The organism is Kribbella sp. NPDC055110, from assembly GCF_053607525.1.
This window is the reverse complement of record NZ_JBSGTS010000010.1, coordinates 155,171-175,785: the sequence shown is the minus strand read 5'-3', so window position 1 is coordinate 175,785 and position 20,615 is coordinate 155,171. Positions and strand designations below refer to the sequence as shown.

The window sequence follows — 20,615 nt, the reverse complement described above, 5'->3', positions numbered from 1 at the left end:
GTCAGCTCTCGGACACCCAGGAATACTCGACTTTCGGGCGGCCGCTGCGCCCGTCGTAGCGCTGGGTCCGCAACGCCTGCCCCTGGTCGGCGAGGTGTTCCAAGTACCGGCGGGCCGTGATCCGCGAGGTGCCGAGCGACGTCGCGATCTCCTCCGCGGTCCAGCCCTCGCGGTCCGCGAGCAGCTGTACGACGCGGTCGAGCACACCCCCGGCGAGACCCTTCGGCACCGACGAGACCGTTGCCGGATGCAACAGCCGGTCAACCTCGTCCTGATCCGCGACGACCTGCCCGGCTTCGGCGGCGCGGCGCTGGCGGGCGTACGCCGACAACCGGTCGCGCAAGGTCTCGAACGCGAAGGGCTTCAGCACGTACTGAACGACCCCGATCCGCGCGGCCGCCTGCACCGCGACGACCTCGCGCGCCGACGTCACCGCGACCACATCCGTTTGGTTGCCGATGGCCCGCATTCGGCGGACGACGTCCAGCCCGTGACCGTCCGGCAGGTGCATGTCGAGCAGTACGACGTCGATGTTGCCGCGCGCAAGCAACTGCAGCGCGCGCCCCGCCGTACCGGCGATTCCGACGCAGGTGAAGCCGGCCAGGCGTTCGACGTACGTGCGATGTGCTTCCGCCGCGACGGGATCGTCCTCGACGACGAGGACGCGTAGGTCAGGCACTCGCGCCCACCGCCCGCGGCAACCGCACTCGCACGGTCAGCGCCGGTACTTCGTCCAGCTCGGAATCGGGATCGACCATCAGCGAACCCTGCCACCGCTCGACCGTGCTCCGCACCAGTACAAGGCCCAGCCCGTGCCCCGGCTCGGCCTTCGTCGTCCACCCGCGCTCGAACATGTGCGCCAACTCCACCGATCCCAACTCGGCACCCGTGTTCGTCACGATCAGATCCACCGCATCGGCCGTCGTCGCCGCCCGGAACTCGACCTTCCGCGGTGCCGGACCGCCGCGCGCGGCCTCGATCGCGTTGTCCAGCAGGTTCCCGACCACGGTCACCACGTCCTGCGCCGACAGGCGCGTGTTCAGCGCCTCGTGCCCGAGATCGAGGGTCAGTACGACGCCACGCTCCTGGGCCTGCGACAACTTCGCCAGCAGCAGCGACGCCAGCACCGGATCGCCGACCGTGCCGACGACCCGATCCGTCATCGCCTGTGCGAACTGCAGCTCCGACACCGCGAACTCCCGCGCCCGTTCCGGCTTCCCGATCTCGATCAGGCTGACCACGGTGTGCAGCCGATTCGACGCCTCATGATTCTGTGCCTGCAGCGATTCCGCCAGACTTCGTACGGCGTCCAGCTCGCCGAGCAGCCGTTGCAGCTGGGTGTGGTCCCGCAGCGTGACGATCCGCCCGCGTCCGGACGGCTGCTGGTTCACGACCAGGACTCCGCGCGCGCCGAGGTGCAGCTCGTCGTACGCCGTACGCCCGGTCGCGAGCAACTCGGCCAGGGGCGCGCCGAGGTGGAGCTCCTCAAGCGGCGTACCGGGAACAACGGAACGCACCCCGAGCAGGGTCAGCGCCTCGTCGTTCGCGAGCTGCACCCGGCCGTCGAGGTCGAGCAGGATCAGCCCTTCGCGCGCCGCGTGCAGGACGCCTTCGTAGAAGTCGAGCATCCGGGCCAGCGACTGCGTTCCGACGCCGCGCGTGGCCCGACGTACCCGCCAGGTGACGAGAGCGTTGCCGGCGATCGCGACCCCGAGCATCAGACTGGCGATACCGAGCATCGAGCGCAGGTCCAGCCGGACCAGCTCCCACCAGCCGGGCGCGGCGATCCCGCTCGCCGCCTCGTCCCGCACCGCCTGCGCGCGGGAGCGGCTGACCATCACGATCCACACCATCGCGATGAGTACTGTGACCGTGACGGTCTGCAGCCAGAGAACCTGGCGGCGCAACTCCCACGGTCGGCGCAACATGTCGAACAGTTTGCACTGCGAACGATATGAACGAAATGCGCGCTTCTCCTGTGCGTCACGTCACAGTTACTCACCAAGCACCAACCACCCCTCCGCCAGGCCGATAGGGAGTCCCGCCAATGTCGAGCCCGACTGATCCCCGACCCACGCCGGTCCGCAACGACCGGACCCATTTCCTCTACATCGCCGTCATCGTCGCCGTCGCACTCGGCATCGGTGTCGGTCTGCTGTTCCCGGACTTCGCCATCGAGCTGAAATGGCTCGGCACCGGATTCATCAACCTGATCAAGATGATGATCAGCCCGATCATCTTCTGCACGCTGGTGCTCGGCATCGGCTCGGTCCGGCAGGCCGCCAGCGTCGGCAGGGTCGGCGGTCTCGCGCTCGTCTACTTCCTGGTGATGTCGACGGTCGCGCTCGCTATCGGCCTGCTGGTCGGCAACCTGGTGCAGCCGGGCTCCGGCCTGAACCTGACCGACAAGCTCCGCGAGGCCGGCCAGAAGCAGGCCGCGGGGGCGTCGCACCAAGGGGCGACGGACTTCATCGTCGGCATCATCCCGAAGACGCTGGTGTCGTCGCTGACCGAGGGCCAGGTCCTGCAGACCGTGCTGGTCGCGCTGCTCGTCGGCTTCGCGCTGCAGGCGATGGGTTCCAAGGGCCAGCCGATCCTGGTCGGCATCGGTCACATCCAGCGCCTGGTGTTCAAGGTCCTCGCGATGATCATGTGGGTCGCCCCGATCGGTGCGTTCGGTGCGATGGCGGCGGTCGTCGGTGCGGCCGGCTCCACCGCGCTGGTCAGCCTGCTGAAGATCATGGTCGCCTTCTACATCACGTGCCTGCTGTTCGTGCTCGTCGTCCTCGGGACACTGCTCCGGGCGGTCACCGGTGTCTCGATCTTCCAGCTGCTGCGCTATCTGGGCCGCGAATTCCTGCTGATCGTGTCGACCTCGTCCTCGGAGACCGCCCTGCCCCGGCTGATCGGCAAGATGGAACACCTCGGCGTCGACAAGTCCGTGGTCGGTATCACCGTCCCGACCGGCTACTCGTTCAACCTCGACGGTACGGCGATCTACCTGACGATGGCGTCGTTGTTCATCGCGGAGGCGATGAATCAGCCGTTCTCGCTGGGACAGCAGGTTTCGCTGCTGCTGTTCATGATCCTCGCCTCGAAGGGTGCCGCCGGCGTCACCGGTGCGGGCCTGGCGACCTTGGCCGGCGGTCTGCAGTCGCACCGGCCGGAGTTGGTCGACGGCGTCGGTCTGATCGTCGGCATCGACCGGTTCATGTCCGAGGCGCGAGCGCTGACGAACTTCGCCGGCAACGCGGTCGCGACCGTCCTGGTCGGCCACTGGGTCGGCGAGTTCGACAAGAACCAGGCCGAGCAGGTGTTCGCGGGTAACGACCCGTTCGACGAGGTCGCCTTCGCCGCCGGTGACACCCACGCCGGCGACGCCCCGGCCGCGGTGGAGTCCCGCCCCGCCGGCGACGCACCGGCCGCCGTCGAAGCTCGCCGGTCCGACAGCTAGATCATCCTCACCCCTCCCACACGCTGCCCGGCCGGGCCACAGACCGGCGGGCAGCGCTGTGCTTACGGATCCCCAGGCCATCACAATCGCCCCGGCCACAGGCGTTCCCCGCGGTGCTCTCCGAGCGGGCGTCAATTGTGATGGCCTGGGGATCCGCCTAACTACTTCCCGTCGAGTAGTTCGATGACGGGGGCGAAGTCCTCGAGGTAGCCGGAGTTGACGCTGATGTAGCTGGCGCCGATCTGGTCGCGGCGGCGCAGCAGTTCGTCGGCCATCTCCTGCGGCGTACCGCGGAGCAGCATCAGCGAGTCCATCGCCTCGAGCTCGTCGGGGTCGACGCCCGAGGCGCGCTTGGTCCAGGGCGGCAGCGGGCGGGTGCCGGCGGCGAGCAGGTTCATCGCGAGCTCGATGTCGTCGGCGCGGGCTCCGGCCAGGTCCCGCAGCTCACGAGCCACCGCCGCGACCTCCTCGCGCGGAGTGGTCGCGTCCTTGGCCAGCGAGACGATGTCGGCCCGCTCGGCCGCGAGCGCCAGTGCCTTCGGTCCGCCGGCGGCCAGCATGATCGGCGTACGGCGTTCGCCGTCGAGCTCACGCAGCAGGTCGAGGGTCTCGATGACCTGCTCGCGCCGCTCCCGGGCCGTTCCCCACCGCAGGCCGACCTCGGCCGTCTGCTGTTCCGCGACCGGACGCCCGGTGCCGATGCCGAACTCGAACCGCCCATCGGTGAGCACGGTCAGCGTGTGCGCCTCCCAGGCAGCCTGACGCGGCGTCCGCAGCGGCGCGGCCGCGACGAAGGTGCCGACCCGGATGTCGGCGACCGCAGCCGCCATCGCCAGCGAGGAGAACGGCGCGGGGAGCTGCAGCCCGTCCGGCATCAGCACGGTCTGGAACCCGAGATCCGCAGCCTGCCGGACCGTCTTCACCCACTCCTCACCGGTGGTCGGACTTCCCGCCACACCGAACCGGAACTGCCTCGCGTTCATCGCCCTGCTCCGTCCGTCGTTTGATGACTCCAGACTCGCGGTAGAGCGGGTCTGTCCACATCCCACGACGGGAGGCGTTCGCCGTACGCCGCCCGACGTACTCTGGTGACATGTCACGCAAGCGCAGCCCCCTGCTGGACCGGCCCGGCGCAGTCGAGGCCGACGGACTCGACGCCGGTGTCGCCGCGCATTACGGCTCTGATCTGCGCGAGCAGCGGGCCATGATCGCGGGTGAGGCGTTCGTCGATCTGTCGCACCGCGACGTGGTCACGATCACCGGCCCGGACCGGCTGACCTGGCTGCACGCGCTGACCACGCAGTACTTCGAAGGCCTCAAACCCGGTACGTCGACGACTGCGCTGCTGCTGTCTCCGACCGGGCATGTCGAGCACGCGATGTACGGCGTCGACGACGGCGAGACGTTCTGGCTGCACACCGAGCCGGGCGCGGCCGCCGCGTTGGTGGAGTGGCTGCAGAAGATGGTGTTCATGTCCCGCGTCGAGATCGCGGACGTGACCGACGACTACGCGATCATCTGGCGTCCCGGTCGTGCGGCGGGCGAGCACCTGACCCGCACCGGTGAGGACTCGTTGGGCGGGCACGAGGTCTTCCTGCCGCGGGCCGAGCTGGCGGGGCTGGAGGGTGCCGTGGCCGGGATCTGGGCGTACGAGGCGCTCCGGATCGAGGCGGGTGCGCCGCGGTTCGGGCTCGACACCGACGAGCGGGCGATCCCGAACGAGCTCGGTTGGCTCGGTGTCGGCGTACATCTCGACAAGGGTTGCTACCGCGGCCAGGAGACAGTCGCCCGGGTACACAACCTCGGCCGTCCGCCGCGCCGCCTGGTCCGCCTCCTGCTCGACGGTTCCGTCGATCACCTGCCGGCGCATGGGTACGTCGTTCGCGCGGGGGAGAAGCAGGTCGGCGTGATCGGCTCGGCTGCCCGTCACCACGAGCTCGGCCCGATCGCGCTCGCCCTGATCAAGCGCAACGTCGACCCCGACGCCGTACTGGAGATCGTGGCCGAGGATCAGCCTACCGTGACCGCGACCCAGGACCTCCTGGTCGACCCCGAGGTCGGCCTGCACGTGCGCTCCCGGTTGTGAGCGGAATCATTGGCAACACGGCGTTTTGCATCTGTACAGTTCAGCCGTGACCGAACCTGTGATCCTGGCCGACGTGGTCCGTAGCGGCTTCGTCGAAGGCCATCACCGCGGCTCCGTCGTGGTGACGAACCCCGACGGCACTGTCGAGTGGTCCGTCGGCATCGTGGACCAGCCGATGTTCCCGCGCTCGTCGAACAAGCCCATGCAGGCCCTCGGCATGGTCCGCAGCGGACTCCCGCTGACCGACAACCTCCTCGCACTCGCGGGCGCGTCGCACTCGGGCGAGCAGTTCCACGTGGACGGCGTACGCGAGATCCTCGCGGGCGTCGGGCTCGACGAGACGGCCTTGCGTACGCCGACGTCGTACCCGCTGGACGACCAGAGCCGTGACGAGTGGGTGCGCGCAGGTCACGTGCCGGAACGCATCACGATGAACTGCTCCGGCAAGCACGCCGCGATGATCGCGACCTGCGTACAGAACGGCTGGCCGATCCACGATCCGGCGCGCGAGCAGAGCCCGGACGCCGTATGGGGGCGTGACGACTACCGCTCGCCGGACCACCCGTTGCAGCAGGCGATTCGCGTCGCGATCGAGGACGCCGCCGGCGAGAAGGTCGCGTACGTCGCGGTCGACGGCTGTGGTGCGCCGCTGCTCGCGATCAGCCTCGCCGGGCTCGCGCGTTCGTTCGGTCTGTTCGCGTCGGCGGCCGCTGACACGTTCGAGGGACGGATCGCGGCGGCGTTTCGGGAGTACCCCGAGTACGCCAGCGGGAGTAGGCGCGACGAGGCTGCCCTGATACGCGCGGTGCCGGGGTTGTTCGGCAAGGCCGGTGCCGAGAGCGTGTACGCGGTCGGACTGGCGGATGGTCGCGGCGTCGCGGTGAAGATCGAGGACGGCGGCGTACGCGCCCGCCCGGTGGTGATGGCGGCCGTACTGCGGAAGCTCGGTCTCGATCATGAGGTGATCGAGCAGCAGTCCAGCGCCCCGCTCTACGGCGGCGGCATCCAGGTTGGGGAAGTTCGCCCCAGCCCGGCGGTCTTCGCCTAGCTTTCCGGAACATTTTCGCCACCTGGCGCCAGTTTCTTTCCGGAAAGGTCTCGTGCGCCGCCCGGGTCACTTGGCGCGCAGGCGGTCGACCGTGGGTGACACGATCGGGAGCGGCGTCGTCGGCGCCGGCAGGTTGTAGCCGGCGTACAGGCGGGTGCGGATCGCTTCCAGGGGGAAGGTCTCGCGGTAGATCGCGAGTTTGACGGTCACGCCCTCCAAGGTTGCTCGGAGCAACATCTCCTCGACGGCCGGATCGGCGGCGCCGCGGGCCGCGAACACCTCGCGGATCGCGTCCTCGACCAGTGACAGGCGGTCGGACTTGGCCTGCTCGACGCGGGCGAACACGTCGTGGGTCGTGGGCTGCATCATCAGCGTGATCGCCAGCCGCTGGATCGGGAGCGTGGTCGCGGCCGCCATCAGAGCGCCGTCGATGATGCCGGCCAGACGTTCATCAGGTGTTCCCTGGATGGTCAGAATGCCGGCGATGCCGTCCAGCCAGCGGTCCAGGAGTTCGGCCGCCAGTTGCTCCTTGGTGGCGAAGTAGTACGAGACGAGGCCGCGGGAGACGCCCGCGGCGGCGGTGATGTCGGAGATCGACGCGGCCTCGAAGCCCTTGGCGGCGAAGGTCTCCAGCGCCGCGGCCAGGATGCGTTCGCGGGAGCGCTCCCGCAGTTCCTGGTTGAGGCTCGCCGATCGCGGCACGGATACCCCTTCTGGACGGAGTACGACGCCGCCGGTCGAAGCCTGAAGCGCCGGGCAACCCCCATCCTCGTGCCCGGCGCCTCGGGCTGACCCCCCGTGGTTTTCGGCCCCTCCCCAGGCGCCGTCTATAGACTGGACGTCCAGTCAACAAATGTCAAAGACCGAGTCGATGTCCTGGCCCGTTTTCTGGACACGAGCGGTGACGGGTAGAATGAGAGGGCTGCGCCCTGTGTCGAGTGGCACGTGAAACCGCCGTAGCCACCGCCAGATCCCTCTCATTGCTTGGAGCGCTTCCTCATGCCTGTCCGTAACGACCTGCGCAATGTCGCGATCGTGGCCCACGTCGACCACGGGAAGACCACCCTCGTCGACGCGATGCTGTGGCAGTCCGGCGCCTTCGGAGCCCATCAGCACGTGGATGAGCGGGCGATGGACTCCGGCGACCTGGAACGTGAGAAGGGCATCACGATCCTCGCCAAGAACACCGCCGTACGGCACAAGATGGCCAACGGCGAGCAGATGACGATCAACATCATCGACACCCCCGGCCACGCCGACTTCGGTGGCGAGGTCGAGCGCGGCCTGTCGATGGTCGACGCGATCGTGCTGCTGGTGGACGCCTCAGAGGGCCCGCTGCCGCAGACCCGGTTCGTGCTCCGCAAGGCGCTGGCGCGGCAGATGCCGGTGATCCTGGTGGTCAACAAGGTCGACCGGCCGGACGCCCGGATCTCCGAGGTCGTCGACGAGACGTACGAGCTGTTCCTCGACCTGCTCGACCACGACGCCGACCAGTCCGCCCTGGACTTCCCGGTCGTCTACGCCTCGGCCCGGGCCGGCCGCGCCTCGCTGAACCAGCCTGCCGACGGCGGTATGCCGGACTCCGAGGACCTCGAGCCGCTGTTCGAGACGATCCTGAACAACGTGCCGGCCCCGGAGTACACCGAGGGCGCGCCGCTGCAGGCGCACGTCACCAACCTGGACGCGTCGCCGTTCCTCGGCCGGCTCGCGCTGGTCCGGGTCCACGAAGGCACCCTGAAGAAGGGCGCGCAGGTCGCGTGGTGCCGCCACGACGGCACGATCCAGAAGGTCAAGATCACCGAACTTCTGGTCACCGAGGCGCTCGAGCGCGTCCCCGGCGACTCGGCCGGCCCGGGCGACATCGTCGCGATCGCGGGCATCCCGGAGATCATGATCGGCGACACCCTGACCGACCCCGAGAACCCCAAGCCGCTGCCGCTGATCACCGTGGACGAGCCGGCCATCTCGATGACGATCGGCACCAACACCTCGCCGCTGGCCGGCCGGGTCAAGGGCACCAAGGTGACCGCCCGCCTGGTCAAGGACCGGCTCGACCGCGAACTGGTCGGCAACGTGTCGCTGAAGGTGCTCCCGACCGAGCGCCCGGACGCCTGGGAGGTGCAGGGCCGTGGTGAGCTGGCGCTGGCCATCCTGGTCGAGCAGATGCGCCGCGAGGGCTACGAGCTGACTGTCGGCAAGCCGCAGGTTGTCACCCGCGAGATCGACGGCAAGCGGCACGAGCCGGTCGAGCGGCTGACGATCGACTGCCCCGAGGAGTACCTCGGCACGGTCACCCAGCTGCTCGCGGTCCGCAAGGGCCGGATGGAGCAGATGACCAACCACGGCACCGGCTGGGTCCGGATGGAGTTCCTGGTCCCGGCCCGCGGCCTGATCGGGTTCCGCACCGAGTTCCTCACCGACACCCGCGGTACGGGGATCGCGCACCATGTCTTCGAGGGGTACGAGCCGTGGTTCGGCGAGCTGCGCACGCGGCCGTCGGGTTCGCTGGTGTCGGACCGGTCCGGCGCGGCCACGTCGTACGCGATGATCAACCTGCAGGAGCGCGGCACCATGTTCGTGGAGCCGACCACCGAGGTGTACGAGGGCATGATCGTCGGCGAGAACTCGCGCGCCGACGACATGGACGTCAACATCACCAAGGAAAAGAAGATGACGAACGTCCGCTCGAACGCGGACGAGTTCGAGAAGCTGGTGCCGGCCCGCAAGCTGTCGCTGGAGCAATCGCTGGAGTTCTGCCGCGAGGACGAGTGCGTCGAGGTGACGCCGGACGCGATCCGGATGCGCAAGGTCGCCCTCACCCAGATCGAGCGCGCCAAGCTCGGCCGCAAGTCGAAGAGCTGATGACGGTGGACGAGCTCTTCCCCGCCGACCTTCCGGAGCCGGCGCACTGGGAAGAGCGGTATCCGGCGCGGGAGCTGCCGGAGGGGGCGAAGGTCACGCGGATCGGACCGTCGCCGACCGGGTTCATCCACATCGGCGGCATCTACGTCGGGATGATCGACCGGGACGTCGCGACGGACTCCGGCGGGGTGTACCTGGTGCGGATCGAGGACACCGACCAGGCGCGTGAGGTGGAGGGGGCGCTGGAGCAGTTCGACCGCGCCTTCGACTACTTCCACATCAGCAGCGACGAGGACCGGAACCACGGCTCGTATGGGCCGTACATCCAGTCCGAGCGCGAGCAGATCTACCTCACCTACGTGCGGCACCTGCTCCGGCAGGGCAAGGCGTACCTGTGCTTCGCCACGAAGGACGAGCTCGCCGACATCACGTCCCGCCAGCAGGCGTCGAAGGTCCCGACCGGGTACTACGGCAAGTGGGCGATCTGGCGCGACGCCGACCCGTCCGCCGTCGCCGAGAAGCTGGCCGAGGGTACGCCGTACGTCGTGCGCTTCCGAGCACCCGAAGGCGAGGCCCGGACCAGCTTCGTGGACGCGATCCGCGGCCGGCTCGAGCATGAGGCGAATCGCAACGACGCGGTGATCCTGAAGTCGTCGGACCAGTCGCCGCGACTTCCGACGTACCACTTCGCGCACGCGGTCGACGACCATCTGATGCGGGTGAACCTGGTGATCCGCGGCGACGAGTGGATCTCCTCGGTTCCGCTGCACCAGCAGCTGTTCGCGGCGCTCGAGTTCGAGCCGATCACGTACGCGCATATCGCGCCGCTGATGAAGCAGATCCCGGGCGGGAAGCGGAAGCTGTCCAAGCGCAAGGATCCCGAGGCGGGCGTCGACTTCTACATCGGCGCGGGCTACCCGGCCGACGCGGTCCTGTACTACCTGCGTGGCCTGGCCAACGGTCGGCTAGCGGAGCTGCCGCTGGCCGAGGCGCTGACGACGCCGATCGACCTGAGCCTGTGCGGGGTCGCCGGTCCGCTGGTCGACCTGGTGAAGCTCGAGGACATCAGCGCCGACCACATCGCGACGTTGAGCGGACAGCAGATCCTCGACGCGGTGCGCGCCTGGGCCGTGCAGTACGACGCCGAACTCGTTCCCGTGCTCGACAACGAGAAGGACCTGGCGCTGCGTGCGCTGGCGGTCGAACGCGACGGCGTCGAGAACCCCCGCAAGGACCTCCGCAAGTGGTCGGACTTCCGGCCGGCGTACGGCTTCTTCTTCCCCGAGCTGTTCGTCCCGGTGGCCGGTCCGGGCGACGAGCGGCTTGCTCCGCTCGGTGTCGCGGCGGACGTCGTCACGGCGTTCGCGGGCGATCTCGTGGCGAACTACGAGCATCTGGACGACCCGCAGGAGTGGTTCGACCAGATCCGTACTCGGGCCGGCAAGCACCGGTTCGCGCCGAACGCCAAGGAGTACAAGAAGGACCCGGACGCGTACGTCGGTTCGATCCGGGAGGCCTCGCAGCTCGTGCGCGTCGCGATCACCGGCGCCACCCGCAGCCCCGACCTGCACGCGACCGCGCAAGCGCTCGGCGCCCCCGAGGTGCTGCGTCGCCTGCGCGCGCTGACGTCCTAGAGCACGAACTGGAAACGGTGGCTGACAGAGCGTGCCCTGGGCTCTGTCGGTGTGATACACCATTTCTCGGCCACCGGTGGGGCAGGGGCCGGGGGGAAGAAAGTTTTGATTCGTTACCAACCAGACGTGAAGTAGCGACGTCTGTCTTGTGGAAGCACTCTTTGGGGGAAGGACAAGGGAAACATGGGCATTCTGCGTAAGTTCGGCGCTACCCTGACGGCCGCCGCGTTCGTGGGCGTCGGCGCTCTGTCGGCGACCACGTCGGCCGAGGCCGCGCCTCAGGTTTCGGCGTCGGCGCAGAACTCGATCACGGCACCGGCTCCGGTCGGTCTGCCGCCGAAGGCCGCGGCGGCGACGCCGAAGGCGGCCTCGACCAGCAAGGCGATCGCCAAGTACCGGATCGACAGCCGGTGCCTGACCAAGGGTCGCGTGCTGTGCATCAACAAGAAGACCCGCAAGCTGGTCTACCTGGTGAACGGCAAGCCGGTGCAGGTGATGGACGTCCGGTTCGGTTCCAGCCGCACCCCGACGCGTAACGGCGTCTTCCGCGTCTACCGCAAGTCGAAGAACCACGTGTCGTCGCTGTACCACTCGAAGATGCCGTACGCGATGTTCTTCAGCGGCGGCCAGGCCGTCCACTACTCGTCGGACTTCAAGGCCCGTGGCTACAACGGCGCGTCGCACGGCTGTGTGAACGTCCGCGACAAGAAGAAGGTCGCCTGGATCTTCTCCCGGGTGAAGGTCGGCGACAAGGTCGTCGTCTACAGCAAGTGACCTGAAGCACCATCTCGCACAGCGGCCGGGGAACTACTCCCCGGCCGCTGTCGCGTTCCGGAACGCCTTGTACAGCCGCGGTTCCAGCAGACAGAACGTGGCCTCGACGACGTTCGTCGGCGTCCGGCGCAACGCCCGTACGGCGATGTCCGCGGCCGACTGCGCGGGCCAGCCGTAGATCCCGGCCGAGACCGCAGGCAGCGTCATCGTCCGTACGCCGAGCTCGTCCGCGATCCGCAGCGCGTTGCGGTAGCAGGACTCGAGCAACGCCGGATCCCGCTGCCCGGCGGTGTAGTTCGGCCCGACCACATGGATCACGTACGTCGCGGGTAGAGCGCCGGCCATGGTCCACACCGCCGTACCTGTGGGAGTGCCGTTCGGGTACCGCTCGATGAGCTCGGCGAGGATCTCACGCCCGCCCGCCCGGTGGATCGCGCCGTCGACGCCACCGCCGCCGCGCAACGCGTTATGAGCGGCGTTCACGATCGCGTCCGCGGGCACCGTGGTGATGTCGGCGGTGCTGAGTGCGATCTCCATGCGGAGTTCCTCCGGTACGCTGAGGAGCCAACCGAAATGGCCGTGAGGACGTCCTACAAGTGTAGGAACGGGGCTACCAGAGGGGTGTCCGATGCGTGGGCTGCTGATTCGCAAGTTGCTGAGCGGGCTGGTCGCCGGGGGCGCGATTGCTGCGCTTCTGAGTACCGGAACGAGTGCGAACGCGGCCCCGCAGGATCTGAAGACGGTGCCCTTCGAGGTCAGCGGGGAGTTGCCGATCTTCCCGAAGGCGCTGTGGAAGAACGGCTCCAGCGGCGTGAACGTCCGCAAGGTCGAGGCGCGGCTGGTGCAGCTGAAGCTGCTCGAGAAGCGCTACCTGGACAACGAGTTCGGGACCATGACCCGGTCCGCGGTGAAGAAGTTCCAGAAGTCGAAGGGCATTCCCCAGCTCGGGTACGTCGACCAGAACACGCTGGACCAGCTGGCCAAGGTGACTCACGAGCCGACCCAGACCGAGCTGTACCCGCCGGTGCCGGTGGTGAACGGCAAGAAGCTCGACGCGCGCTGCGCGACCGGTGTGGCGCTGTGCATCGACAAGACCACCCGCAAGCTGCGGTACGTCGTCGACGGCGTGGTGAAGATGCAGCTGGACGTCCGGTTCGGCGCGGTGAAGACCGCGACCCGGGAAGGCAGCTTCACGGTCGGCTGGAAGAGCCGGAACCACGTCTCGAAGCTGTACGACTCGAAGATGCCGTACGCGATGTTCTTCAGCGGCGGCCAGGCGGTCCACTACTCGTCCGACTTCGCAGCCCGCGGCTACAACGGCGCCTCCCACGGCTGCGTCAACGTCCGCGACCTGGCCAAGATCAAGATCCTCTTCGACGAGATCCACGTAGGCGACAAAGTCATCGTCTACCGCTCCTAACCCCGAAGCACAGCGCCCCCTCGGCCCCGTGCACCACGCGCCGGGGAGCGAACAGCATCTGGTGCGGTGCGCCCGGGCCCCCCCTCCGGGGTTGTGAGACAGGTAGTGGTGGGTGGGGACCTGGTATTGCCTGTCTCCTGCAGCCATTTCCTGTCCCCCGGTCTCCTGACCCGCGCTGATCGCGCCGCTTGGCCAGCGAGCCGGACGACGACCAGAAAACGAGCGGATATCCCCTCGCGTTGTGGGTTCTCCCCTCTAGCACCAACGGAGAAGCCACAACCCCGCCGGATATCCCCTCGTGTTGGGGTCCTCGCCGCGGTCGGTGCGCGTGCGGCGTACGTCGGCGTGGTGCGGTGCGCTGTGGTGCGCGGCGTACGGCGAGGTGCTGCGACGTACGGTGACGGGTTACAGGGGGCGGGGGCCTCGGCGGCGGCGGAGGGCGCCCCAGCCGCCACGGCCGCGGCCGGTGGCGGCGCGGAGGGCGGGGCGGGCGTCGACGAGGTAGACGGCGGACGCGACGATGCCGATCAGGCCGAAGAAGCTCAGCCAGCCCTGGAACACCTGACTCAGCGTGAACACGACCAGGATCAGCACCCAGCCGGGTTTGGTGAGCTTGTCGGCGGCGACGAACACCGCCCGTGGCCGGAAGACCGCGTCGGCGAGCGCGACCAGCTTGAACGCAAGCAGCACCCACCAGATGACCGACAGCGGATCGTCGAACCCGGGGATCAGGCCCTGGAAGGTGATCATGCTACGAGCCTAACCGACAGACCGGGCGGCCCACCTCTGCTCAGTCGCAGCTGTGGACCGCCCGATCCCAGGATTCACCCGGAGATGGGTGAATCGTCACCGTCTGTGGTGTATCGAAACAGGTGCTCAGTCGCCGATCTTGTCGGCGGCGGCCTCAGCAGCCTTGCCGGCCGCCTTCGCGGTCTTGCGGGCGCTGGTCGCGGTCGCCTTGACGTTGCGGGTCGCGCTCGTGGCGGTCTTCTTCACGGTGGTGCGGGTGGCCTTGGCCTTGCTCACCGTGGTCTTGGCGGCCGCCTCCAGGTCCTCGGTGGCCTGCTGGTGGCGGATCCGCTCGACCAGGTCCTTGCCGCGGCCGGCCAGGTCCTCGTAGGTCTCCTCGGCCTGACCGAGGACGGTGGTGAAACCAGCCTGCGCGGTCTTCGGCAGCTCACGCAGCTTCGCCGGGGCGGTGCGCGCGTCGGCGACGATCGCCTCGAAACGCTTGGTCAGCTCGGCCTGCGCCTTGGTGAACTCCTTGGTGAGCTCGGTCTGCAGGTTCTTCTGGTCGATCTTCGCGAACCGGGCGGTCACGTCCTCGCCGACGGCGCGGACCTTCTCGACCGCGAGGTCGCCGGCGCCGGCGATCGCGTAGAACGGGGTAACTGGCGTACGGGTAGCCATCGGGCTTCTCCTCGGGTGTGTTCAGCAGGTTCAGTCGGTGCTGCGTTTGCGAGCCGTTGGCTTCTTGGCCGGCGGCTCTTCAGGGGCGTTCTCGCGGACGAACGACGTGTACACGTCCAGCAGGACGCGCTTCTGGCGCTCGGACAGTGCGGGGTCGAGCAGGACGGCGTCGACCACGCCGGTGGCCTGCCGGGCGCCATCAGGGTTGTCGTCCGGATCGAGAATTCCGGCCCGTACGTAGAGGGTCTCCGCAGAGATCCGCAACGCCTTCGCGAGCTGCTGCAGTACGTCGGCCGACGGCTTGCGCAGACCGCGCTCGATCTGGCTCAGGTACGGGTTGGACACTCCGGCCAGGTCGGACAACTGCCGCAACGACAGCTGCGCGTGCCGCCGCTGCTCGGCGAGGTACTCCCCGACGGAGCCCACCGCCCCAGCTGCCCGATCACTCAACTTGGCCATGTCCCCAGTGTGCTAGCAAGCTGCTTGCAATTGCAAGCACCCACCCCGTGACCCGCCTCACGCACGCAAAACGTGCGGACAAACCTGGCGGATCAGGACTCGCGGTGGACCTTGTGCTGGGCGGCCTGGGCGCGGGGGCGGACCGTGATGCGGTCGATGTTGACGTGGGCGGGGCGGGTGGCGATCCAGGCGACGATGTCGGCGACGTCGTCGGACGTGAGCGGTTCGCGGACCCCGGCGTACACGGCGTCGGCCTTGGACTGGTCGCCGTTGAAGCGGGTCAGGGCGAAGCCTTCGCTCCGGACCATGCCGGGGGCGATCTCGCTGACCCGGACCGGCTGGTCGTAGAGCTCCAGGCGGAGCGTGTCGACGACGGCCTTGGCGCCGTGTTTCGCAGCGGCGTACCCGCCACCGCCCTCGTAGGCGACCTGGCCGGCCGTCGAGCCCATCACGATGATCGTGCCGTGCCCGGCGATCAGTGCCGGGAGCAACGACTTGGTGACCGCGGCGACCGCGATCACGTTCACCTCGTACATCCGCCGCCAGGCGTCCAGATCGGCGTCGGCCACCGGCTCCAGACCGAACGCACCGCCGGCGTTGTTCACGAGCACCTGCAACGAGGAGCCGACCGCCGCGGTCAGTGCGGCGACGTCCTCGGCGGACGTGACGTCGCACTGCACCGCGCGGCCGTCGATCTCCTTGGCCAGCGCCTCGATCCGGTCCAGCCGCCGCGCGGCGCAGATCACCTCGAAACCCTCGCGGGCGAGGTACCGCGCCGACGCGGCCCCGATTCCACTGCTAGCACCCGTCACCACGGCCAGAGGACGATCGCTCGAAGTCATACCCCAAGCTTCTCAAACCGGCCGGACGACGAAACCGGCTGTCTCACGACCGCCCCGCGTCGACGGGCTGCCGCGGCGCCGCGTGCGCCGGTACGACGGGACGCCGCCGAGCGGATGTGACGACGCCGGCGGCCGCCGCGAGGCTGACGGCCAGGAAACCGCCGACCATGCCCAGCGTCTGTACGTCGGGGTGAATCAGCGCCTGCCCGCGGAACGCCTGGACCGTCACCGTGATCATCACGCCCGTGTACCCGAAGGCCGCGACGCCGACCAGGCGGTGCCGGACGCGCTCCGGCCGCAGCCACTCGACGCGCGCGGCGAGGAGGCTCAGCGCGAGGACCGTCAGCAGCAGGAAGTGGATCGCGTGCAGCCCGACGAAGTGTGGGATCCGTAGGTCGCCGCCGACGGTGCTCCAGTGCGTCAACGGCATACCAGGACCGCCCGCCTCGACGCCGATGCCGTGGCTGCCGGCGAGCGTGACCGGGTGCCCGTACGCGTCCGTGACCTCTTGCCGCTGACCCTGCGAGCCGACCAGGTAGAACGCCAGCGCCATACCGGCGACGGCCAGCCCGATGCCGACCCGGATCGCCCGGTTCAGCGGCGCGTCACCGATCCGCTGGAACAGCAGCATGATCGCGACCACCAGACTCGCCCCGAACAGCCCCATGACCCCCGACATGAAGACCTTCTGCCCGACCTGGTTGAACGTGTCGGAGTTGTCGTTGAAGTGGCTGAACGTCCCGCGCGCGGCCTGTACGGCGATGAACCCGACGTCGACGATCCCGGTGATCGCGAACACGGTGCCGGTCCACCAGCCGAAGCGTCTCGCCTTACGCAGCTTGGAAAGCAGCCACGCGAGCGTCGCGCCGTACAGGACGAACGACAGGCCGAACTTGAACGGCTTGAGCCACACGGACTCGTTGAGGATCTCCCGGCCGTCGACCGCGAGCCCGATGCCGGCGGTGAGGACGAGACCGGCCATCGCGAGCACCATCAGCATCAGCGGGCGATGCCAGGACTTCACTTCTTCGAGGACTGTACGCATGGCTCAATGCTTTCGGCGCACAGTCCGTGAAGCAGTGGTGTGAGTCTGTCAGTGGTGGTGGACGTAGGCCCACCACCCGGTCACGCCTGGCGGGTCGGCAGCGCGATGATCTGGCGCAGGTTCAGCTCCCGGCGTCGGCTCACCGCGAACGTCACCACGTCGGCGATGTCCTCGGCGGCCAGCGGCCCGATCTGCTCGTTCATCGACGCGATCAGGTCCTGTCCGGGGGTGTCCAGGTGCGTCGCCAGCTCGGTGTCCGTCAGCCCGGGCTCGATGTTCGTCACGCGGACGTCGTACGGCGAGAGGTCGGCGCGCAACGACGCGGACAGGTGGGTCAGCGCCGCCTTCGTCGCGCCGTACACGGCGTACCCGGGGAAGACGGCATGCGCCCCGATCGACGAGATGTTCACCAGGTCGGCGGTCCGCCCCTCGCCGGCCGCCGCGATCAGGTCGGGCGTGAAGGCCCGGACCAGACGCAGTACGCCGGTCAGGTTGGTGTCGATCATCCGGGTCCAGTCGTCGAGCCGCCCGTCGGCGACCGGCGCGGCCAGCATCACGCCCGCGGCGTTCACGACCAGGTCGACGGTGCCGAGCCGCTCGTGGATCCGGGCGACTCCGGCGTCCACGGAATCCTGCGACGTGACGTCCAGGCCGACGCCGAAGGTCCGCGGTCCGAGCTTGCCGGCCAGGTCGTCGAGGCGATCCTGCCGCCGTGCGACCAGCGCGACCGCGGCTCCGGCCTCGGCCAGTTGGGTGGCGATGGCGGCCCCGATACCGCTCGCGGCGCCGGTGACTACTGCGTTGCGAATGCTCAAGTTGGTCATGGCATCGATCCTGGAGCGGTCGCGGAGGCTTACCCAGGTGTCTGCTGAACCTGGTTCTGGCAGGACCAGGTTGCGGTTCGTGCCCGCCCTGGATACTGGAGGGCATGGATCGACGCGCGGAGCTGACCGAGTTCCTCACCTCGCGCCGGGCCCGGGTGCGGCCCGAGGACCTCGGCATCAAGGTGTACGGCGGGCGGCGCCGAGTCCCCGGCCTGCGCCGCGAGGAGCTCGCCCAGGCGGCCGGCGTCAGCGCCGACTACTACGTCCGCCTCGAACAGGGCCGCGCCGACAACGTCTCGCAGGAGATCCTGGACGCCGTCGCCGACGTACTCAAGCTGACCGACGACGAGCGCAAACACCTGGCCCTGCTGGCGAAACCGGCTCGCCGCCGGACCACTCGCCGTACGACGCAACGGATGCGACCCGGCCTGCAACGGTTGCTGGACTCGATGCCCGACGTACCGGCGTTCGTCCTCGGCCGCCGGATGGACGTCCTGGGGTGGAACCGGCTCGCCGCGGCCCTGATCGCGGACTTCGACGGCATGGACCCCAAGGACCGCAACATCCCGCGGCTGGTCTTCCTCGATCCGGCGACGCGCGACTTCTACCCGGATTGGGAGGCGGTCGCGGAGGAGACCGTCGGCTACCTGCGGATGTACGCCGGGCGCTACCCGGACGACCCGGAGCTCGCGGAGCTGATCGGGGAACTGTCCATCCACAGCCCCGAGTTCCGCGTGCACTGGGCCCGGCACGATGTGAAGGACAAGACGTTCGGGACGAAGACGCAGCACCACTCACTGGTGGGCGACATCACCGTCGGGTACGAGACCCTGCAGCCGCCCGGCGAACCGGATCAGCTGCTGGTCACCTACACCGTCGAGCCCGGGTCGCCGTCCGAGCAGAATCTGCGACTGCTGGCGAGCTGGACGGCCGCGGATAGGGAGAAGTCCCGATTCCCGGCGGAAGCCCCGGAGTTACCCTGACCGGGTGATCGAATCTCCCCTCCGGCGGGTCGCGATGATCAGCCTGCATACCTCACCGCTCGACCAGCCGGGGATCGGGGACGCCGGCGGGATGAACGTGTACGTCGTGGAGCTGTCCAAGCAACTGGCCGGCCTGGGGATCGAGGTCGACGTCTTCACCCGGTCGACCGCGTCGGTGCTGCCGGCCCGGGTCGAGCTGATGCCCGGCGTCATGGTCCGCAACGTCGCCGCCGGCCCGTACGAGGGCCTGACGAAGAACGAGCTCCCGGCCCAGTTGTGCACGTTCGCTCGCGCCGTCCTGCGCGCCGAGGCGATCCACGAGCCCGGCTGGTACGACGTGATCCACTCGCACTACTGGTTGTCCGGCCAGGTCGGCCTGCTCGCCCGCGATCGTTGGGCGGTCCCACTGGTCCACACCATGCACACCATGGCCAAGGTGAAGAACGCCAGCCTCGCGGACGACGACGTACCCGAGCCGCCCGCCCGGCTGATCGGTGAGGAGCAGGTCGTCGAGGCCGCGGATCGCCTGCTGGCCAACACCGACGACGAGGCCCGCGAACTCATCGACCTGTACGGCGCCCAGCCCGCGAAGGTCGGGGTGGTCAATCCTGGTGTGGATCTGGACCTGTTCAGCCCGGGGGATCAGGCCGCGGCCCGGCGCGAGGTCGGGTTGCCGGCCGATGCCGTCGTACTGGCGTTCGTCGGCCGGATCCAGCCGTTGAAGGCACCCGATCTGCTGATCCGGGCGGCGGCGCGGATGCTCGAACGGGACCCGTCGCTGCGGTCGCGGCTGGTGGTCGCGATCATCGGCGGGCCGTCAGGCAACGGGATGGAGCACCCCGAGTCGCACGCCGAGCTGGCGCGGGCGCTCGGGATCTCCGACGTGACAAGATTTGTGAAGCCGATGGAGCGGGCGCGGCTGGCTTCGTGGTACCGCGCCGCGTCCGTCGTGTGCGTCCCGTCGTACTCGGAATCCTTCGGGCTGGTCGCGCTGGAGGCCCAGGCCTGCGGTACGCCGGTGGTCGCGGCGGCCGTCGGCGGTCTGAGTACGGCGGTCCTCGACGGGCGGACCGGATACCTGGTCCGCGGGCACGGGGTGGACGACTTCGCCGACGCGCTGGCGCGGATCGCGACGGATCCGGCCGTCCGCGAGAGCATGAGCCACGCGGCGGTCGGCCACGCACGGAGATTCGGCTGGGAACGGACCGCCCGGAAAACGCTGGCGGCGTACCGGACCGCCGCAGACACGATGGCGACCGAAATCGCCGCGGAGGTAGCCGGGTGAGAGTTTCTGCGGCGGACGTGATCCGCCAGGTGCTGACCGAGAACGAGCTCGAGTTCACCGAGAGTGAGCCCGGCGCGTTTGTTGTGGACCTGCCGGGGGAGCGGAAGCTCAAGACCGCGGTGTCGCTGACGGTCGGGGCGCAGGCGGTCCAGGTGCACGCGTTCGTCGTGCGGCACCCGGACGAGAACCACGCGGCCGTGTACCGCTGGCTGCTGGAGCGGAACCTGAAGATGTACGGTGTCGCGTTCGCCGTCGACCACCTGGGCGACATCCACCTGGACGGGCGCGTCCCGCTGCACGCGATCACACCCGGTGAGGTCGACCGGTTGCTCGGTGCGGTGCTGGAGTACGCCGACTCGTCGTTCAACACGATCCTCGAACTCGGGTTCGCGTCGTCGATCCGGCGCGAGTACGAGTGGCGAGTGTCGCGCGGCGAATCCACCCGAAACCTGGACGCGTTCAAGGGCTGGCTGGAGCCTCGATAACATG

21 protein-coding genes are annotated in these 20,615 nt (G+C 68.8%); 10 read left to right on the top strand and 11 right to left on the bottom strand.

Annotation, left to right across the window (positions count from 1 at the left end):
• Position 1 precedes the first annotated feature (1 nt).
• Both ACWF0M_RS18365 and ACWF0M_RS18360 read right to left on the bottom strand, forming a co-directional pair.
• Positions 2 to 679, bottom strand: a complete 678-nt coding sequence (locus tag ACWF0M_RS18365) for a response regulator (RefSeq protein WP_452236858.1) — start codon at positions 677 to 679, stop codon at positions 2 to 4.
• Entirely contained in the window at positions 672 to 1,928 is a 1,257-nt protein-coding gene (locus tag ACWF0M_RS18360; RefSeq protein WP_452236857.1) for a sensor histidine kinase, read from the bottom strand. The genes ACWF0M_RS18365 and ACWF0M_RS18360 overlap by 8 nt, the downstream gene beginning before the upstream one ends.
• Positions 1,929 to 2,047: 119 nt before the next feature.
• On the opposite strand from ACWF0M_RS18360, the gene ACWF0M_RS18355 reads away from it, so the two are divergent.
• Complete coding sequence (locus ACWF0M_RS18355; protein WP_452236856.1) at positions 2,048 to 3,454, top strand: cation:dicarboxylate symporter family transporter; 1,407 nt, start codon at positions 2,048 to 2,050, stop codon at positions 3,452 to 3,454.
• Between the two features lie 161 nt (positions 3,455 to 3,615).
• Here ACWF0M_RS18355 and ACWF0M_RS18350 read toward each other — a convergent pair whose 3' ends face one another.
• Positions 3,616 to 4,437, bottom strand: coding sequence for an LLM class flavin-dependent oxidoreductase (locus ACWF0M_RS18350; RefSeq protein WP_452236855.1), 822 nt, complete (start codon positions 4,435 to 4,437; stop codon positions 3,616 to 3,618).
• Positions 4,438 to 4,547: 110 nt separating this feature from the next.
• Between ACWF0M_RS18350 and ygfZ the strand changes: the two genes are divergently transcribed.
• Both ygfZ and ACWF0M_RS18340 read left to right on the top strand, forming a co-directional pair.
• Positions 4,548 to 5,540, top strand: coding sequence for a CAF17-like 4Fe-4S cluster assembly/insertion protein YgfZ (gene ygfZ / locus ACWF0M_RS18345; protein ID WP_452236854.1), 993 nt, complete (start codon positions 4,548 to 4,550; stop codon positions 5,538 to 5,540).
• Positions 5,541 to 5,586: 46 nt separating this feature from the next.
• The gene (locus ACWF0M_RS18340) at positions 5,587 to 6,588 is read left to right on the top strand and encodes an asparaginase (RefSeq protein WP_452236853.1); all 1,002 of its coding nucleotides are present in this window, start codon (positions 5,587 to 5,589) and stop codon (positions 6,586 to 6,588) included.
• A 66-nt stretch (positions 6,589 to 6,654) separates the two neighbouring features.
• Here the strand turns inward: ACWF0M_RS18340 and ACWF0M_RS18335 are convergent, their stop codons facing one another.
• The gene (locus ACWF0M_RS18335; RefSeq protein WP_452236852.1) at positions 6,655 to 7,290 is read right to left on the bottom strand and encodes a TetR/AcrR family transcriptional regulator; all 636 of its coding nucleotides are present in this window, start codon (positions 7,288 to 7,290) and stop codon (positions 6,655 to 6,657) included.
• Positions 7,291 to 7,587: 297 nt separating this feature from the next.
• On the opposite strand from ACWF0M_RS18335, the gene typA reads away from it, so the two are divergent.
• The 3 genes from typA (at position 7,588) to ACWF0M_RS18320 (ending at position 11,858) form a co-directional block, all read left to right on the top strand.
• Positions 7,588 to 9,450, top strand: coding sequence for a translational GTPase TypA (typA, locus tag ACWF0M_RS18330; protein WP_452236851.1), 1,863 nt, complete (start codon positions 7,588 to 7,590; stop codon positions 9,448 to 9,450).
• Entirely contained in the window at positions 9,450 to 11,084 is a 1,635-nt protein-coding gene (locus ACWF0M_RS18325) for a glutamate--tRNA ligase (RefSeq protein WP_452236850.1), read from the top strand. The genes typA and ACWF0M_RS18325 overlap by 1 nt, the downstream gene beginning before the upstream one ends.
• 183 nt (positions 11,085 to 11,267) lie before the next feature.
• Positions 11,268 to 11,858, top strand: coding sequence for a L,D-transpeptidase (locus tag ACWF0M_RS18320; protein WP_452236849.1), 591 nt, complete (start codon positions 11,268 to 11,270; stop codon positions 11,856 to 11,858).
• A 33-nt stretch (positions 11,859 to 11,891) separates the two neighbouring features.
• Here the strand turns inward: ACWF0M_RS18320 and ACWF0M_RS18315 are convergent, their stop codons facing one another.
• Positions 11,892 to 12,395, bottom strand: coding sequence for a macro domain-containing protein (locus tag ACWF0M_RS18315; RefSeq protein ID WP_452236848.1), 504 nt, complete (start codon positions 12,393 to 12,395; stop codon positions 11,892 to 11,894).
• A gap of 91 nt (positions 12,396 to 12,486) precedes the next feature.
• Between ACWF0M_RS18315 and ACWF0M_RS18310 the strand changes: the two genes are divergently transcribed.
• Entirely contained in the window at positions 12,487 to 13,278 is a 792-nt protein-coding gene (locus ACWF0M_RS18310) for a L,D-transpeptidase family protein (RefSeq protein ID WP_452236847.1), read from the top strand.
• A 405-nt stretch (positions 13,279 to 13,683) separates the two neighbouring features.
• Here ACWF0M_RS18310 and ACWF0M_RS18305 read toward each other — a convergent pair whose 3' ends face one another.
• The 6 genes from ACWF0M_RS18305 to ACWF0M_RS18280 form a co-directional block, all read right to left on the bottom strand.
• Positions 13,684 to 14,028, bottom strand: coding sequence for a DUF2516 family protein (locus ACWF0M_RS18305; protein ID WP_452236846.1), 345 nt, complete (start codon positions 14,026 to 14,028; stop codon positions 13,684 to 13,686).
• 126 nt (positions 14,029 to 14,154) lie between these two features.
• Positions 14,155 to 14,688, bottom strand: a complete 534-nt coding sequence (locus tag ACWF0M_RS18300) for a hypothetical protein (protein WP_452236845.1) — start codon at positions 14,686 to 14,688, stop codon at positions 14,155 to 14,157.
• Positions 14,689 to 14,718: 30 nt separating this feature from the next.
• Positions 14,719 to 15,147, bottom strand: coding sequence for a helix-turn-helix domain-containing protein (locus ACWF0M_RS18295; RefSeq protein WP_452236844.1), 429 nt, complete (start codon positions 15,145 to 15,147; stop codon positions 14,719 to 14,721).
• A 92-nt stretch (positions 15,148 to 15,239) separates the two neighbouring features.
• The gene (locus tag ACWF0M_RS18290) at positions 15,240 to 15,989 is read right to left on the bottom strand and encodes an SDR family NAD(P)-dependent oxidoreductase (RefSeq protein WP_452236843.1); all 750 of its coding nucleotides are present in this window, start codon (positions 15,987 to 15,989) and stop codon (positions 15,240 to 15,242) included.
• Positions 15,990 to 16,032: 43 nt separating this feature from the next.
• The gene (locus ACWF0M_RS18285; protein ID WP_452236842.1) at positions 16,033 to 17,034 is read right to left on the bottom strand and encodes a hypothetical protein; all 1,002 of its coding nucleotides are present in this window, start codon (positions 17,032 to 17,034) and stop codon (positions 16,033 to 16,035) included.
• Positions 17,035 to 17,114: 80 nt separating this feature from the next.
• Positions 17,115 to 17,858 carry an SDR family oxidoreductase gene (locus ACWF0M_RS18280; protein WP_452236841.1) on the bottom strand — a complete coding sequence of 248 codons (744 nt, stop codon included), beginning with the start codon at positions 17,856 to 17,858 and terminating at the stop codon, positions 17,115 to 17,117.
• 104 nt (positions 17,859 to 17,962) lie between these two features.
• Here ACWF0M_RS18280 and ACWF0M_RS18275 point away from each other — a divergent pair, with 104 nt between their 5' ends.
• Genes ACWF0M_RS18275 through ACWF0M_RS18265 form a run of 3 tightly spaced genes read left to right on the top strand, consistent with a single transcriptional unit; the run spans position 17,963 to position 20,611 of the window.
• On the top strand, positions 17,963 to 18,841 hold the full coding sequence (locus tag ACWF0M_RS18275) for a helix-turn-helix transcriptional regulator (protein ID WP_452236840.1): 879 nt from the start codon (positions 17,963 to 17,965) through the stop codon (positions 18,839 to 18,841).
• Between the two features lie 34 nt (positions 18,842 to 18,875).
• Positions 18,876 to 20,126: a D-inositol-3-phosphate glycosyltransferase gene (gene mshA / locus ACWF0M_RS18270; protein WP_452236964.1), complete on the top strand. Its 1,251-nt coding sequence runs from the start codon at positions 18,876 to 18,878 to the stop codon at positions 20,124 to 20,126.
• The gene (locus ACWF0M_RS18265; protein WP_452236839.1) at positions 20,123 to 20,611 is read left to right on the top strand and encodes a YbjN domain-containing protein; all 489 of its coding nucleotides are present in this window, start codon (positions 20,123 to 20,125) and stop codon (positions 20,609 to 20,611) included. Before mshA ends, ACWF0M_RS18265 begins: the two co-directional genes overlap by 4 nt.
• The last annotated feature ends 4 nt before the right edge of the window (positions 20,612 to 20,615 follow it).